Genomic DNA, 16,770 nt, shown 5'->3' with positions numbered 1-16,770 from the left:
GCCATCGTGCTGCTCGACGGAACCGATCCGGCGAGAGGCAGACATGAACGAGCCCGTGAACCGCACCATCCTGCTCTTCGACATCGAGCAGTTCGGCAAACGCGACGACGTGGAGCAGGCCTTCCTGCGACGCCTGCTGTACGACGTCGCGGACCAGACCCTCGTGGCGGCAGGCGTCAGTGAGACGGCGCGGCTCCGTGCGGACCGGGGTGACTCCGTGATGGAGCTCATCGACGCCCGTGTCCCTGTCTCGGCGGTACTGAAGACGCTGCTGGCCGAGACCCCGGCACTGCTGCACAACAAGAACCGGCTGATCTCGAACAGTGCCCAGATGCGCCTGCGCATCGTGCTGTCCACCGGGTACGTCGCCGTGGACGACCTCAACGGCTGGGTCGGCTCGGACCTCAACCACGCCTGCCGGCTGCTGGACGCGGCCCCGCTCCGTGAGGCTCTGCGGGGGCGCAAGGACCACAGCGTGCTGTGCGTGTCCGACGGCGTGTACCAGGGAGTGGTGCGGCACGGGCCCCTGGGAGTGCGGCCCGAGGAGTTCCACCGGATCACGGTCGAGGCGAAGGAAGGGCCCACGGTCGCCTGGCTGCACGGTGAGACCGGGGCGGCCCCGGCGTCGCCTCCCCCATCCGAGGAAGCAGCCGTGAACGGGTCCTCTCAGGAGGCGCGGTACGGCACCACGAACGTCGGACGTGATCAGTACGGGGTCAGCGGCGGCCATGTGCAGGGCGACATCCACTACCGCTTCAGCCCGGGGGACGACCGATGAGCCGTGAGGAAGCGCCCGGCCCCGTCACCACGGACCATGCGGCCGCCGACGATGGCGAGCAGAATCGGGGCCAGGAGGAGACGCCCGACGCACAGGAACAACGTCAGAACGCGTGGGCCGCTCGACGGGACCTCATCGAACACAGCCCTTCCTTCGCCTCCAGCCTGGTGGGGCGGGACCAGTACGGGGTCAGCGGCGGTCATGTGCAGGGCAATGTCGTCTACCAGTTCGGGGTGACGGGCGGCAGCACCGACGGAACCGCCTCCGGGCCCATCCCCCAGGCCGAGGTCGACGAACTGGAAGCCGTCTTCCAGGGCTGTGCGAGTTTCGAGGAGGCACTCACCCGACTGCGGGCGGAACGCGTCATCGTCCTCTCCGGAGGACACGCATCGGGCCGCCGGTGCGCCGCCATGATGCTGCTCTCGCGGCTGGGCATCGGTCGACTGCGCCACCTGGAGCCCCGCACCTCCCCCGCCTCGCTGCATCTCCAGCTCGACGGCGCGGTCGGCTACGTCATGTGTGACCTGGTGACCAGCCGTAGCAGGCCTCTGCGCAGACTCCATCTGCTGAGTCTGCGCGAACACCTCGAGCGCACCGGTGGGCACCTGGTGATCACCGTCGAGCCGTCGGCCGCTCTCGGCGACGTGCCCTCCGTGCGCTGGGAGCCCCCTTCCACGAAATCCATGCTGCGCTCACACGTCACACGACTCGCCGGCGCCGACGCCTGGGCGCGGCTGCAGGCCCTCGCCCCCGTCAACGAATTCCTCGCCCGGGAGCGCCAGCCGGGCGAGACCGCCCAGTTCTCGCAGCGGCTCGCGGCCCTGGATCGCGGCGAAATCAGCGAGGACGAGCTCGCCGCCTACGGGGAGGCCGCGGTCGTCGCACAGGTCAACCGTTGGCTCACCGAGGAGAAGCCGGACCTCCTTGACAAGGCGTTCCTCATCTCGCTGGCTGCCTTCGACGGAGCCCCGTACGCGGTCACCGCCGAGCTCGGGGACAAGCTCTTCGCCTTGTTGCAGAAGATCCAGGAACCCAATCAGCTCCCCTGCGTCCCCGTCTTCGGCAGCTCGCGAAGCGACCGCCTGCTGCTCGCTCGCGCCAACGGTTACATGGACACCGAAGTCACCGAGTGGGGTGCTGTCACTCAGTTCGTCGCCGCCTTCAAGGACGACAGCACCGCACGCGTCCTGCTCCGCGAGGTATGGACCCTGCATCCCTCGGCCCGCCCCGCGCTGGTCGGCTGGATCAAGGAACTGGCCAAGGACGGCCGCCCCCTCGTACGCACCCGCGCCGCCGCTGCCACCGCGCTGCTGGCCACCGCGGACCTGCCCTCGGCCTTGGCCCTGCTCATCGAGCCCTGGGCCGACGCAAAGAACTCCAACGCCTGGCTGACGGCGGCCAACGCCCTCACCCTTTCGGTCCTGCTGCACGTACCCACCGTGCCGGCGATCCTGCACGGCTGGTGCACCGGCGACCAGGCGAGCCGTCGCTGGACAGCTCTCAGGGCCTACGGCCTGCTGGGCCCCGTCCACCACCAGGAGGCGCTGCGGGCGCTGCTCGACGCGGCACAGCAGAGCTGGGCCGACGAGGAACAGGAGGACGAGGAGGAGGCACAGCTCGCCGACGCCCTGGAGTTGCTGCTCCTCGCCGTACAAGGCCCAGTACTCGACGCCTTGGCCCAGCGGACCGTCGACGGTCACGCGGTGCGCGCACACGCGTTGCTCGCGTTCGTGCACGCCTGTGAGCAATGGGACGACGACACCGGACGACCACTGGTCCTCGACTGGTACGCGAGGGCCACGACGGACGGCTCCAAGGAGGACGAGCATCTCGCCACGTTGTGGCGCACCGCGCTCAACGAGCGTGCACGCACCTCCCAGGCACTGGACGTCCTGCGCTCCTGGGTGTGCGAGGCCGACACGGACCCGTCGTCGGAGAGCGCACTGGCCGCACTCCTCCCCGCCCTCGCGACCACCGCCACCGACCGTCGGCGCATCAGCCATCTGCTGCGCACGGTGCACAACGCCGACGGCAGCGTGCCGCAGGTGGCCGAGCGGCTGCTGGCAGCGGTCTCCACACACCCACAGATCAGCGAGTAAGGAAGCCGGTCATGGAAGACACCCGACCACACCCCGACGAGCCCGAACGGCCCGAGCAGCCCCGCTCCGACGAGCCGGACTGGATCGAACAATCCCCGTCGCCGACGGCTCGGGGCCAGACCCCCGACCCCGTGCTCAGGGTGTGGCAACTGCCCCGCTTCCAACTCGGCGGACGGCGCTTCTCAGGACGCATCGACCACGCGCTGGTGTTCGTGACCCGGAAGGGCAAGTACGAGACCTTCATGCCTCCGAAGCGCCCGGTCAGCACCAGAAGGTACGTGGCGCTGTACGAAGTGGACACGGACCCGCATTCCTTCGCCCTGCGGCTCGAACTGCCCAGCACGGTGGACAGCTTCGAGTTCGAGGCAGCCGTCGATGTCACGTGGCGCGTCACCCGCCCGGACAGCTTCGTGGCCAGCCAGGAGCGTGACGTGCCGGCCCTCCTCACCCGAAGGCTGTTGCCGCTGTTGCGTGCGGCGGGACGTGATCACACCATCAACGCGAGTGCGGACGCCGAGTCGGCCGTACAACAGGCGGTGGACGCGGCTGGAGCCATCGGTGAGGCCGAGGGCCTGCAGGTCTCCTGTTCCGTACGCGTACGACGTGACGCCGCCGAACGGGTGCTGCAGGAGCGGCTGCGGACCGCGCGCCACGAGGTGATGGCCGCCCGGCCGGAGTACGAGGCAGCCGCAGCACGCGATCAGCACAATCGGCGGCTCATGGCCGACCAGGTCACGTTCTACACCGAGCTCCTGGCCAAGGGGGGAACCGCTGCCCTGGCGCTGCACCTGGCCGAGCACCGCGACGACACCCGCCTCGTCCTTGAGCACCTCCGTGCCGACCAGTCGGAGCTGGCACAGAGCCAACTCCAGTTGATCAAACAGGTACTGGAGAGCAAGGAGCTGGAAAGCTACGAGCTGGAGGTACCGCACCAACTGATCGCGCAGCGCATGGCAGCCATCCTGGAGCCGACCGACACCCCGCAGCGCGGCGCCCCCTCGTCGACGCCGCAACTGTCGGAGCGCCCGGAACTGCCGGAGCAGCCGACATGACCACGGCGGCTGCGGCCGTACAAGGTCCTGACTTCAGTGCGGGCGCTCAGCTCTTGGCCGACCTCCGCAACGAGATCACCCGCGCGGACACCAAAGCGACCGTGCTCGCCGGTGTCCTGAGCATGTCGGCCGGGTTACTGGGCGGGCTGCTGACAAGCAGCCGGTGGAACCCCACCGTCCTCACCGGCCACGCGGGAGCCTTGTGGTGGACGGGGCTGCTCGCCCATGCCATCGCGCAGCTCGCGTTGCTGCTCGCCGTGATGCCCCGCTACCGCAGGAGCCGGTGGCGGCCCGGCGTACCCCTGACCTACTTCGGCGACATACACCGCGCCTCTCGGTCCGGCCGACTTGGCACGGCCCTCACCGACACCGGGCAGGCCACCGCCGACGGCCTGCTCACCGCCCTGGCCGAGACCAGCCGCATCGTGGTCCACAAGCACCTGTGGATACGTGCGGGCCTCATCGCCTTCGGTTGTGCCTCGCTGCTCCTGCCCGGAGCTCTTCTCGTCAACTGATCTTCGCCCCTGGAAGGAGCGCTCATGTCCCCACCCCACGAACCCGAGAGGCCCGACCCGGACGAGTTGGCGTTCCGAAAGGGGCGAATACACATCGCGGCCCGCCAGCGTCACGCGGACGCCTTCGCTGTGGGCAGGGTGCTCCTCCACCTCCCCGAGGTGCTCATCAGCACAGCTTTGATCTTCACTCTGTCGTACGTCCTCGACGCCCTCATCCGCGTCCCCTGGTGGCTCCCTCTCTCCTGCTGGGGACTGAGCGGAGCCCTGGTCTTCCACCGCCCGAGCGAGCGCGCCATGGCCCGCTGGTTCTTCGGTCTCCGCCATCCCACTCCGGAGGAGCAGCGGCAGCTGTCACCGATCTGGCGTGAGGTGACGGCTCGGGCCGGGGTGAACGGCGACGCCTACCAGTTGTGGGTCGAGGAGAGCGACGACATCAACGCCATGGCAGCCGCAGGGCACATAGTCGGAGTCACCAGCCACTCGCTGAGGACACTGCCCTCGGGACAGCTCGGGAGCGTACTGGCTCATGAACTCGGGCACCACACGCGCGGGCACGCGTGGGCCTCGCTGCTCACCTACTGGTACGCCCTGCCCGCACGACTCGCCTGGTGGCTGCTGCGCCTGCTGTTCTCCCATGCCGACCGGCTCTCCACCATGGCCAAGGCGATAGTGGTCGCTCTGCTGTGTGCCATCGTGCTCGCCGCCGCAACCGCCACCTACGGTCTGGTGTTCCTCCCTCTCGCCACTCCCTACTTGTTGGCGGCCGTCGCCCGCCGGGCAGAGCTCCGCGCCGATCGGCACGCCGCCGCGCTCGGCTTCGCTCAGCAGCTCATGACGGTGCTTCGCAAAGAGCACGACAGCCAGGAGTCCGAGCGTGCCGCAGCGGCGGCACTGGGCTCACCGCTCCAGGCACCAAGCCTGGCGACCCGGCTGCTCGCCTCGCATCCCGATCTGCACACCCGGCTCTACCACCTCCAGGCCACTCTGGACGCGCGCCGCTGAACGCCGAAGGGCGGCCACCCCGTACGAAACGGAGTGGCCGCCCTTCAACAGACGTAGGCCTTACTGGTTGTACGGCCCGTAGTCGTAGTCCTCCAGCGGCACGGCCTGGCCCGAACCCGTCCCGAAGGGCGAGTAGTCGATGTCGTCGTAGCCGACGGCCGAGTACATCGCGGCCTTGGCCTCTTCGGTGGGCTCGACCCGGATGTTGCGGTAGCGGGAAAGACCCGTACCGGCCGGGATGAGCTTACCGATGATGACGTTCTCCTTGAGGCCGATGAGGCTGTCGGACTTGGCGTTGATCGCCGCGTCCGTCAGGACTCGGGTCGTCTCCTGGAAGGAGGCGGCCGACAGCCAGGATTCCGTCGCCAGCGAGGCCTTGGTGATACCCATCAGCTGCGGACGGCCGGAGGCGGGGTGACCGCCCTCGGTGACCACACGACGGTTCTCGGTCTCGAACTTCGAGCGCTCGACGAGCTCGCCCGGCAGCAGCTCCGCGTCGCCGGACTCGATGATCGTCACGCGGCGCAGCATCTGCCGGATGATGATCTCGATGTGCTTGTCGTGGATCGACACGCCCTGGCTGTTGTAGACCTTCTGGACTTCGCCGACCAGGTGGACCTGGACCGCGCGCTGACCGAGGATCCGCAGCACGTCGTGCGGGTTGGTGGCACCGAAGGTGAGCTTCTGGCCCACCTCGACGTGGTCACCCTCGCGGACCAGGACCTTGGCGCGCTTCGAGATCGGGAACGCCGTCTCGTCGCTGCCGTCGTCCGGGGTGACGACGATCTTCTTCGTCTTCTCGGTCTCCTCGATGCGGACACGGCCCGCGGCCTCGGAGATCGGGGCGACACCCTTCGGCGTACGAGCCTCGAAGAGCTCGACGACACGGGGCAGACCCTGGGTGATGTCGTCACCGGCCACACCACCGGTGTGGAAGGTACGCATGGTGAGCTGCGTACCCGGCTCACCGATGGACTGGGCGGCGATGATGCCGACCGCCTCACCGATGTCGACCAGCTTGCCGGTGGCGAGCGAACGGCCGTAGCAGAAGGCACAGGTGCCGACCGCCGACTCACAGGTCAGGACCGAGCGGGTCTTGACCTCCTCGACGCCGTTGGCGACCAGGGCGTCGATGAGGACGTCACCGAGGTCGACGTTGGCCGGCGCGATGACCTTGCCGTCGATGACGACGTCCTCGGCCAGCATGCGGGCGTACACCGAGGTCTCGACGTTCTCCGTCTTGCGGAGCACACCGTCCTCGCCCTTGACCGCGATCTTCAGCTTCAGACCGCGCTCGGTGCCACAGTCCTCCTCGCGAATGATGACGTCCTGCGAGACGTCGACCAGACGACGGGTGAGGTAACCGGAGTCGGCGGTACGGAGAGCCGTGTCCGCCAGACCCTTACGGGCACCGTGGGTGGAGATGAAGTACTCAAGAACGGTCAGGCCCTCACGGAACGAGGCCTTGATCGGACGCGGGATCGTCTCGTTCTTCGCGTTCGACACCAGACCACGCATACCGGCGATCTGACGCATCTGCATCATGTTTCCTCGGGCACCCGAGTCAACCATCATGAAGATGGGGTTCGTCTTCGGGAAGTTCGCGTTCATCGCCTCGGCAACCTCGTTGGTCGCCTTGGTCCAGATCGCGATGAGCTCCTGCGTGCGCTCGTCCTTGGTGATCAGACCGCGCTCGTACTGCTTCTGGACCTTCTCGTCCTGCGCCTCGTAGCCCGCGACGATCTCCTTCTTGGCCGCGGGGACCACGACGTCGGAGATGGCCACGGTGACGCCGGAACGAGTCGCCCAGTAGAAGCCCGCTGCCTTCAGGTTGTCGAGCGTCGCCGCCACGATGACCTTGGGGTAGCGCTCGGCGAGGTCGTTGACGATCTCGGAGAGCTGCTTCTTGCCGACGGAGTAGTCGACGAAGGGGTAGTCCTCGGGCAGCAGCTCGTTGAAGAGTGCGCGGCCCAGGGACGTACGCAGCCGGAAGCTGTCGCCCTGCTGGTAGGCACGCTCGCCCTCGAAGTCCTCACCCTCGGCGCTGACCGGCGGGGTCCAGCCGCGCGGCGGGATGGTGCCCACCGGGAAGCGGATGTCGACGGTCGACTGCAGCGCGAGCTCACCGGCGTCGAACGCCATGATCGCCTCGGCCGTGGAGCCGAACGCGCGGCCCTCGCCCTTGGTGTCACGCAGCTCACCGTCGGTGGTCAGGAAGAACAGACCGAGCACCATGTCCTGGGTCGGCATGGTGACGGGACGACCGTCGGCCGGCTTCAGGATGTTGTTCGAGGACAGCATCAGGATGCGGGCCTCGGCCTGCGCCTCCGCGGAGAGCGGCAGGTGGACGGCCATCTGGTCACCGTCGAAGTCCGCGTTGAACGCGGTGCAGACGAGCGGGTGGATCTGGATGGCCTTGCCCTCGACCAGCTGCGGCTCGAAGGCCTGGATGCCGAGGCGGTGCAGCGTGGGCGCACGGTTCAGCAGAACCGGGTGCTCGGCGATGACCTCTTCGAGGACGTCGTACACGACCGTGCGGCCGCGCTCGACCATCCGCTTGGCGCTCTTGATGTTCTGCGCGTGGTTCAGGTCGACCAGGCGCTTCATCACGAACGGCTTGAAGAGCTCCAGCGCCATGGCCTTGGGCAGACCACACTGGTGCAGCTTCAGCTGCGGACCGACGACGATCACGGAACGCGCGGAGTAGTCCACACGCTTGCCGAGCAGGTTCTGACGGAATCGACCCTGCTTGCCCTTCAGCATGTCGCTGAGGGACTTCAGCGGACGGTTGCCGGGGCCCGTCACCGGGCGACCACGACGGCCGTTGTCGAAGAGGGCGTCGACCGCCTCCTGGAGCATGCGCTTCTCGTTGTTCACGATGATCTCGGGCGCACCGAGATCGAGAAGGCGCTTCAGGCGGTTGTTGCGGTTGATCACGCGGCGGTACAGGTCGTTCAGGTCGGAGGTCGCGAAGCGGCCACCGTCCAGCTGCACCATCGGACGCAGGTCCGGCGGGATGACCGGCACGCAGTCGAGCACCATGCCCTTGGGGCTGTTGCTGGTCTGCAGGAACGCGGAGACGACCTTGAGGCGCTTGAGCGCACGGGTCTTCTTCTGGCCCTTGCCGGTACGGATGATCTCGCGGAGGCGCTCGGCCTCCTCGTCGAGGTCGAAGGACTCCAGGCGCTTCTGCAGGGCAGCGGCACCCATGGAGCCGTCGAAGTACGTGCCGAAGCGGTCACGCAGCTCGCGGTAGAGCAGTTCGTCGCCCTCCAGGTCCTGGACCTTGAGGTTCTTGAACCGGTTCCACACCTCGTCGAGACGGTCGATCTCGCGCTGCGCACGGTCGCGCAGCTGCTTCATCTCACGCTCGGCGCCCTCGCGCACCTTGCGGCGCACGTCGGCCTTGGCACCCTCGGCCTCAAGCTCGGCCAGGTCGGTCTCAAGCTTCTTGGCGCGGGCCTCCAGGTCGGAGTCGCGACGGTTCTCGATCTGCTGACGCTCTACGGAGACGTGCGCCTCCAGGGACGGCAGGTCGCGCGTACGGCGCTCCTCGTCCACGAACGTGATCATGTACGCCGCGAAGTAGATGACCTTCTCAAGGTCCTTCGGGGCGAGGTCGAGGAGGTAGCCCAGGCGCGACGGGACGCCCTTGAAGTACCAGATGTGCGTGACGGGCGCGGCCAGCTCAATGTGGCCCATCCGCTCACGGCGCACCTTGGCGCGAGTGACCTCGACGCCGCAGCGCTCACAGATGATGCCCTTGAAGCGGACACGCTTGTACTTACCGCAGTAGCACTCCCAGTCCCGGGTCGGACCGAAGATCTTCTCGCAGAAGAGTCCGTCCTTCTCGGGCTTGAGGGTGCGGTAGTTGATGGTCTCCGGCTTCTTGACCTCGCCGTGGGACCACTGTCGGATGTCGTCCGCGGTGGCAAGGCCGATCCGCAGCTCGTCGAAGAAGTTGACGTCGAGCACTTTGTCGTCAATCCCTCTTTCGGGGTCGAGTCTCAATCATGGTCTGTACGGGTCCGGGGCAGGGCCGGGGCCTCACGAGGAGGCCCCGGCCAGACCCGTCAGACCTCTTCGACGCTGCTCGGCTCGCGCCGGGACAGGTCGATGCCGAGCTCCTCCGCCGCGCGGAAGACGTCCTCGTCGGTGTCGCGCATCTCGATGGACATGCCGTCCGAGGACAGCACCTCCACGTTGAGGCAGAGCGACTGCATTTCCTTGATGAGCACCTTGAAGGACTCGGGAATGCCGGGCTCGGGGATGTTCTCGCCCTTGACGATGGCCTCGTAGACCTTCACGCGGCCGGTCACGTCGTCGGACTTGATCGTCAGCAGCTCCTGGAGGGCGTAAGCGGCGCCGTATGCCTCCAGCGCCCACACCTCCATCTCACCGAAGCGCTGGCCACCGAACTGAGCCTTACCACCCAGCGGCTGCTGGGTGATCATCGAGTACGGGCCGGTCGAACGCGCGTGCAGCTTGTCGTCGACCAGGTGGTGCAGCTTGAGGATGTACATGTACCCGACCGAGATCGGGTCCGGGAACGGCTCACCGGAGCGGCCGTCGAACAGCTGCGCCTTGCCGGACGGGAGCACCATGCGCTCGCCGTCGCGGTTCGGGATGGTGTGCTGCAGCAGACCGGCGAGCTCGTCCTCACGCGCACCGTCGAAGACGGGGGTGGCGACGTTCGTACCGGGCTCGACCTTGTCGGCGCCGATGGCCTGCAGGCGCTGCGCCCACTCGTCCGCGAGACCGGAGACGTCCCAGCCGCGGCTGGCGAGCCAGCCGAGGTGGATCTCCAGGACCTGTCCCGGGTTCATTCGGGACGGCACACCCAGCGGGTTGAGGATGATGTCGACCGGGGTGCCGTCCTCCAGGAACGGCATGTCCTCGATCGGCAGGATCTTCGAGATGACGCCCTTGTTGCCGTGGCGGCCTGCGAGCTTGTCACCGTCCGTGATCTTGCGCTTCTGCGCCACGTAGACACGAACCAGCTGGTTCACGCCCGGCGGCAGCTCGTCGCCCTCTTCACGGTCGAAGACGCGGACGCCGATGACCTTGCCGATCTCGCCGTGCGGCACCTTCAGGGAGGTGTCACGGACCTCGCGCGCCTTCTCACCGAAGATCGCGCGGAGCAGGCGCTCCTCGGGCGTCAGCTCGGTCTCACCCTTGGGCGTGACCTTGCCGACGAGGATGTCGCCGGCGACGACCTCGGCACCGATACGGATGATGCCGCGCTCGTCGAGGTCGGCGAGGACCTCCTCGGAGACGTTCGGGATGTCCCGGGTGATCTCCTCCGGGCCGAGCTTGGTGTCACGGGCGTCGACCTCGTGCTCCTCGATGTGGATCGAGGAGAGGACGTCGTCCTGCACGAGGCGCTGCGACAGGATGATCGCGTCCTCGTAGTTGTGACCCTCCCACGGCATGAACGCGACGAGCAGGTTCTTGCCGAGGGCCATCTCGCCCTCTTCGGTCGCGGGGCCGTCGGCCAGGACCTGGCCCTCGATCACGCGGGCGCCCTCGTCGACGACAACCTTCTGGTTGACGGAGGTGCCCTGGTTCGACCGGGAGAACTTGGCGATGCGGTACGTGGTGTACGTGCCGTCGTCGTTGGTGACCGTGACGTAGTCCGCGGAGACCTCCTGGACCACACCCGCCTTCTCGGCCTTGATCACGTCACCGGCGTCGACCGCGCAGCGGTACTCCATGCCGGTGCCGACGAGGGGGGCCTCGGCGGTGATCAGCGGCACGGCCTGACGCATCATGTTCGCGCCCATGAGGGCACGGTTGGCGTCGTCGTGCTCAAGGAACGGGATCATCGCGGTCGCGACCGACACCATCTGGCGCGGCGAGACGTCCATGTAGTCGACGTCCGTGCCGGGCACGTAGTCGATCTCTCCGCCACGGCGGCGGATCAGGACGCGGGCCTCGGCGAAGTGGAGGTCGTCCGTCAGCGGCGCGTTGGCCTGCGCGATGACGAAGCGGTCCTCCTCGTCGGCCGTGAGGTAGTCGACGTCGTCGGTGACCTGGCCCTCGACGACCTTGCGGTACGGCGTCTCGACGAAGCCGAACGCGTTCACACGGCCGTAGGAGGCCAGCGAACCGATCAGACCAATGTTGGGACCCTCAGGCGTCTCAATGGGGCACATGCGGCCGTAGTGAGACGGGTGCACGTCACGGACCTCGAAGCCGGCCCGCTCACGGGAGAGACCACCCGGGCCGAGCGCCGACAGACGGCGCTTGTGGGTGAGACCCGACAGCGGGTTGTTCTGGTCCATGAACTGCGACAGCTGCGAGGTGCCGAAGAATTCCTTGATCGACGCCACGACCGGGCGGATGTTGATCAGGGTCTGCGGCGTGATCGCCTCGACGTCCTGGGTCGTCATGCGCTCGCGGACGACGCGCTCCATACGAGCCAGACCCGTGCGGACCTGGTTCTGGATGAGCTCGCCGACGTTGCGCAGACGACGGTTGCCGAAGTGGTCGATGTCGTCGGTCTCGACGACGATCGACGTGCCGCTGTCGCCAACGGTCTCGGTCTCACCGGCGTGCAGCTTCACCAGGTACTTGATCGAGGCGATGATGTCCTCGACCGTGAGGATGCCCGCGTCGAGCGGAGCGTCCGCACCCAGCTTCTTGTTGACCTTGTAGCGGCCGACCTTCGCGAGGTCGTAGCGCTTGGGGTTGAAGTAGAGGTTCTCAAGCAGGGTCTGAGCGGCCTCACGGGTCGGCGGCTCGCCCGGACGGAGCTTGCGGTAGATGTCGAGCAGCGCGTCGTCCTGGCCCTGGGTGTGGTCCTTCTCCAGGGTGGCGCGCATGGACTCGTACTCGCCGAACTCCTCAAGGATCTGCTCGGTCGTCCAACCGAGAGCCTTGAGCAGAACGGTGACCGACTGCTTGCGCTTGCGGTCGATGCGCACACCGACCATGTCGCGCTTGTCGATCTCCATCTCCAGCCAGGCACCCCGGGACGGGATGATCTTGGCGGAGAAGATGTCCTTGTCGGACGTCTTGTCGATCGAGGAATCGAAGTAGACACCCGGCGAACGGACCAGCTGCGACACGACGACACGCTCGGTGCCGTTGATGACGAAGGTGCCCTTGTTGGTCATGAGCGGGAAGTCGCCCATGAAGACCGTCTGGGACTTGATCTCGCCGGTCTCGTTGTTGGTGAACTCGGCCGTGACGAAGAGCGGGGCGGCGAACGTGAAGTCGCGCTCCTTGCACTCGTCGATCGAGTTCTTGGGGGGCTCGAAGCGGTGGTCGCGGAACGTCAGGGACATCGACCCGGAGAAGTCCTCGATCGGGGAGATCTCCTCGAAGATCTCCTCCAGACCGGACTTGGTGGGGACGTCCTGTCCGCTTTCCAGAGCCGCCTCGACACGAGCCTTCCACGCGTCATTGCCGAGCAGCCAGTCAAAGCTCTCGGTCTGCAGCGCAAGAAGGTTCGGAACCTCGAGGGGCTCCTTGATCTTTGCAAAGGAGATGCGCAGCGGGGCGGTGCTGGCGCCGTTGTTCGTATTCGCGGTCGAGGCAGTGCGCGAGGCGGCCAAGAGGGGGTCCTTCCGAGGGCTCGGACTCACTACGCGCGTACCGGTCCCAGGCTGGACACAGAGACAGACCTTCCTGATCTGGCTGTTTGGCCAGGTCAGAGAAGATTCAATCCACGGTGCTCAAGCATGGGCATGCCCCTGGTGACGGGCAGGAGGCAGCTAACAGGCAGCGCAAAGGGTCAGTGTAGCCAGTTGGCCCACTGATGTCCAGTGCGGGTTCTGGGAGACCCTCGTTGTTCTCAACCCCTGCTGCAAGCCACGCCCTCGATGCACATCGATACTGCCCTCTTTGCCGCCGATCCATGCCTCGGATCCGGATCGTTGTGACGACGCGTCCTGAGAATTGCGCGCTGCGTGCGGTTCGTCAAGGCCCCCCTGCCCAGACGTCGCCCTGGGACACTCACCGTCACGGGCTGTCCCGAGGCACAACGAAGATCACCATACTCGCCGGGACCGACATCGCAAGGCGCCCTCACACGCGTGCCCGGGAACGCCGAAAGGCGACCACCCACATGGGTGATCGCCTTAGGCGTCCCGCGCGTTACAGCGTTTCCGCCGTACGTGCGGTGAAGAGAGTCAGACGACTCGTGAGGTCACTTGACCTCGACGGAGGCGCCGGCGCCCTTGAGGGCCTCGGCGGCCTTCTCAGCGGCGTCCTTGGCGACCTTCTCGAGGACCGGCTTCGGGGTGCCGTCGACGAGGTCCTTGGCCTCCTTGAGACCCAGCGAGGTCAGCTCACGCACGACCTTGATGACCTGGATCTTCTTCTCGCCGGCGCCGGTGAGGATGACGTCGAACTCGTCCTGCTCGGCCTCGGCCTCGGCCGGAGCGGCAGCGCCACCCTGGACGGCAACGGCGGCCGGAGCGGCGGCGGTGACGTCGAACTTCTCCTCGAAGGCCTTCACGAACTCGGAGAGCTCGATGAGGGTCATGCCTTCGAACTGCTCAAGCAGGTCGTCCTGGGACAGCTTCGCCATGATGGCGTCCTTCCACTAATTCGGCTGGTGCCGTGTGTACATGGAGGCGGGCGTACGTTGGGCCCGCTGTGACCGTCGCCTCAGGCGGCGGTCAGTGTGCGAGCCGAATTACTCGGCACCGCCCTGCTCGGCCTTCTTGGCACGAAGCGCCTCCGCGGTGCGGACGAACTTCGAGGGAAGCGCCTGGAAGAGCGCGGCAGCCTGGGACTGCTTGCCCTTCATGGCGCCCGCCAGCTTGGCGAGCAGAACCTCGCGGGACTCGAGGTCCGCGAGCTTCTTGAACTCATCGGCGGACAGCGCCTTGCCATCAAGGACACCGCCCTTGATGACGAGGTTCGGGTTGTCCTTGGCGAAGTCACGAAGACCCTTCGCCGACTCCACCGGGTCACCGGTGACGAAGGCAACCGCCGTCGGACCCGTGAACAGGTCGTCGAGCGTGTTGATCCCGGCCTCGTTGGCCGCGATCTTGGTCAGCGTGTTCTTCACCACGGCGTACTCGGAGTTTTCACCGAGAGAACGGCGCAGCTGCTTGAGCTGGGCCACGGTGAGACCCCGGTACTCGGTCAGCACGGCGGCGTTCGAGCTGCGGAACTTGTCCGTGAGCTCGGCTACCGCGGCAGCCTTGTCGGGCGTCGGCATAGAGCGTCGGCCTCCTTCCGGGTGATGAGGACCGCTCAGAAGGGGCCGACAAAACGAAACGCCCCGGCGCAGGCGCACGGGGCGTGAGCTCGACCGGATCACATACGATCCAGGAGCACATCCACAGTCACCTGCGCGGGTCGTCCGCCGTTTCAGCGGATCCTTCGGCCGCCGCACCCTCTTGCGAGAACACGGCAACGACCAGCGGTCTTTGGCTTCTGTGGAAGAGTACGCGAACGGGTCCGCGTCAGGCAAATCCGGCGGCAGCCGTCAGCCCTGGAGGCCCTTCATCTCCTTGGAGAGGTCCATGACCTGCGCCTTCGGCGGGGCCTCGACGTTCACCGGCTTGTTGTAGTCGAGGAAGGTGATGGTCATGTCGAGGCGGCCCTTGTCACCCTTGCCGCGGGCGCGGAACTGCTTGGTGTGGTCCTCGCCGTCGACCCACATGTCCATCGTGAGCTTCTCGACGCCCATGTCCTCGTACTGCTTGATGCTCTTCTCGCGGCGCTTCTTGGTGGCCGCGTCCTCGTCCGCGACGAGCTTGCGCATCTGGTCCAGCGTGACCGTGCCCGTGTAGTGGGTCGTCTCCACGCCGCCGACGGACTCGCTGCCGACCTTCTTCAGGTCCTTGGAGCCGGTCAGGAGCGTGGACTGGTCGGCCGGGTTGTTGTCGGCCTGCGCCGAGGCGGAGGTGGCGGCGGACTTGCCGCCCGCCTTCTCCATGGCCTTGGCGTCGAACTTGATCCAGCTCTTGCCGTCCATCTCCTTCGCGGCCGCCTTGCCGCCGCCGAGGTAGATCCCGCCGTCGACGTAGCGCAGTTCCATCTTCTCCGGGCCCTGGTCGGGCGCCGACATCTTCATCTGCATGGCGAGCGGCTTGGTGCTCATCGCCGCGTCGGCCTGGACCCGCCCGTCGCCCGGGACGGTGCCCTTCATCCGGAACGTGAACGAGGTGAGGTCCTCGGTCTTGTCCGCGGCCTTCTTCACGGCCGCCGCGGGCGCCATGTCCTCCCCCGCCTTGTCGGACTTCTCCGACCCGCAGCCGACCGCGCCGCCGGCGAGCAGCACGGCCGCCAGCGCGGCACCCGCGGTTCTCTTGCGACCCATACGTACGGAAATACTCATGACCCCACCCCTAGGAACACATGATCGACTTATGCGCTGATTGCAGAGAGTACCCGAGGGGTGGGGGCCGGAGCTCACGGGTTATGCCGCGGGCTGCCTGTTCAGCAGGTCCTTGAAGCTCATGGTGTCCGAGGCGGGGGGCTTCTCGACGGAGAGCGGGGTGCCGTAGTCGCTGTAGTAGGCCGTCTGCTCGAAGGGGCCGTTCTTCGTGTCGGCCTTCTCGACCTTCTTGACCAGCAGGTCGTCCTCGTTGACCCAGATGTCGATAGTCTCGGTGCTGATGCCGGCCTGCTCGAACTGCTTCTCCAGCTCGGACAGCTGGTCCTTGTCCAGGTCCGCGCTCCTGGCGGTGAAGTCCGCCATGTCGACCTTGCCGGAGTAGTGGGTCGTCTGCGTGCCGCGGACCTTCTCCTCGCCGACGCGCTTCACGTCACCGGAGGCCAGCAGCATCTTCACCGACTGGTTCGGCGTGCTGTTCTGCATCTGGTCCTGGAAGGCCTGGCCGGCGGCGCCGCTCATCTCGGCGAGCGTGTCGTAGTCGTACTCCAGCCAGTGCTTGCCGCCGCCCGCCTGGGCCGCGAACTTGTCGCCCATGTTCGCGTAGAAGCCGTTCTTCAGATAGCGGTAGTCGAGCTTCGTCTGGCCCAGCTGCCGCATCTGCTGGGCCTGCGAGCCGCCCGTGAAGGTCACCGTCACATTGCCCGTGATCCCGTCGGACCAGCCCATGACGCCCTTCATGTCCATGGACGTGAGCGTGCCCATGGTGGTCGAGCCGTCGATCCGGGCGGTGTCCGCCTTGTCGGTCGACTTCTCGACCGTGCGCAGGGCGGCTATCGGGCTCAGATTGATGCCGCCCTTGTCGCCGCCGTCGGCCTTGTCCGAGGAGTCCCCCGAGCCGCAGGCCGAGAGACCCGTCAGCGCGGCGACCACCGCGATCGACAGACCGGTCCGGCGCATGATCGTGCTGTTCATGTTGTCCCACCCCTTGGCGTTCATGGTGTGCACGCTAACGCAGGCCTCTGAC

The 16,770-nt window shown here is 66.9% G+C and carries 11 protein-coding genes; 5 read left to right on the top strand and 6 right to left on the bottom strand.

Going from position 1 to position 16,770, the window contains the following annotated elements:
* Positions 1 to 43: 43 nt before the first annotated feature.
* From AB0H82_RS19860 to AB0H82_RS19840, 5 genes are read left to right on the top strand one after another with little or no spacing between them, the layout of a single operon-like run.
* Complete coding sequence (locus AB0H82_RS19860) at positions 44 to 778, top strand: hypothetical protein (RefSeq protein ID WP_362994420.1); 735 nt, start codon at positions 44 to 46, stop codon at positions 776 to 778.
* The gene (locus AB0H82_RS19855) at positions 775 to 2,877 is read left to right on the top strand and encodes a hypothetical protein (protein ID WP_362994418.1); all 2,103 of its coding nucleotides are present in this window, start codon (positions 775 to 777) and stop codon (positions 2,875 to 2,877) included. Before AB0H82_RS19860 ends, AB0H82_RS19855 begins: the two co-directional genes overlap by 4 nt.
* Before the next feature lie 11 nt (positions 2,878 to 2,888).
* The gene (locus AB0H82_RS19850) at positions 2,889 to 3,929 is read left to right on the top strand and encodes a hypothetical protein (protein WP_362994416.1); all 1,041 of its coding nucleotides are present in this window, start codon (positions 2,889 to 2,891) and stop codon (positions 3,927 to 3,929) included.
* Positions 3,926 to 4,444 (top strand): Pycsar system effector family protein, encoded by a 519-nt coding sequence (locus AB0H82_RS19845; RefSeq protein ID WP_362994414.1) that lies wholly within the window; start codon positions 3,926 to 3,928, stop codon positions 4,442 to 4,444. Before AB0H82_RS19850 ends, AB0H82_RS19845 begins: the two co-directional genes overlap by 4 nt.
* Before the next feature lie 24 nt (positions 4,445 to 4,468).
* Positions 4,469 to 5,446 (top strand): M48 family metalloprotease, encoded by a 978-nt coding sequence (locus tag AB0H82_RS19840; RefSeq protein ID WP_362994412.1) that lies wholly within the window; start codon positions 4,469 to 4,471, stop codon positions 5,444 to 5,446.
* A 60-nt stretch (positions 5,447 to 5,506) separates the two neighbouring features.
* On the opposite strand, the gene AB0H82_RS19835 is transcribed toward AB0H82_RS19840, so the two are convergent.
* The 6 genes from AB0H82_RS19835 to AB0H82_RS19810 form a co-directional block, all read right to left on the bottom strand.
* Positions 5,507 to 9,421, bottom strand: coding sequence for a DNA-directed RNA polymerase subunit beta' (locus tag AB0H82_RS19835; RefSeq protein WP_362994410.1), 3,915 nt, complete (start codon positions 9,419 to 9,421; stop codon positions 5,507 to 5,509).
* 98 nt (positions 9,422 to 9,519) lie between these two features.
* Positions 9,520 to 13,005, bottom strand: a complete 3,486-nt coding sequence (gene rpoB / locus AB0H82_RS19830) for a DNA-directed RNA polymerase subunit beta (protein WP_362994408.1) — start codon at positions 13,003 to 13,005, stop codon at positions 9,520 to 9,522.
* Positions 13,006 to 13,598: 593 nt separating this feature from the next.
* Entirely contained in the window at positions 13,599 to 13,982 is a 384-nt protein-coding gene (rplL, locus tag AB0H82_RS19825; RefSeq protein ID WP_362994406.1) for a 50S ribosomal protein L7/L12, read from the bottom strand.
* Between the two features lie 108 nt (positions 13,983 to 14,090).
* Positions 14,091 to 14,621, bottom strand: coding sequence for a 50S ribosomal protein L10 (gene rplJ, locus AB0H82_RS19820; RefSeq protein WP_150216777.1), 531 nt, complete (start codon positions 14,619 to 14,621; stop codon positions 14,091 to 14,093).
* Between the two features lie 270 nt (positions 14,622 to 14,891).
* Entirely contained in the window at positions 14,892 to 15,728 is an 837-nt protein-coding gene (locus AB0H82_RS19815; RefSeq protein ID WP_362994403.1) for an LppX_LprAFG lipoprotein, read from the bottom strand.
* A gap of 99 nt (positions 15,729 to 15,827) precedes the next feature.
* On the bottom strand, positions 15,828 to 16,742 hold the full coding sequence (locus AB0H82_RS19810; RefSeq protein ID WP_362994401.1) for a hypothetical protein: 915 nt from the start codon (positions 16,740 to 16,742) through the stop codon (positions 15,828 to 15,830).
* Positions 16,743 to 16,770: the final 28 nt, after the last annotated feature.

The organism is Streptomyces sp. NPDC050732 (genome assembly GCF_040654255.1).
In the GTDB taxonomy this organism is placed as follows: Bacteria; Actinomycetota; Actinomycetes; order Streptomycetales; family Streptomycetaceae; genus Streptomyces.
The sequence above is the reverse complement of the archived record's forward strand: the minus strand, read 5'-3'. Positions and strand labels throughout refer to the sequence as shown.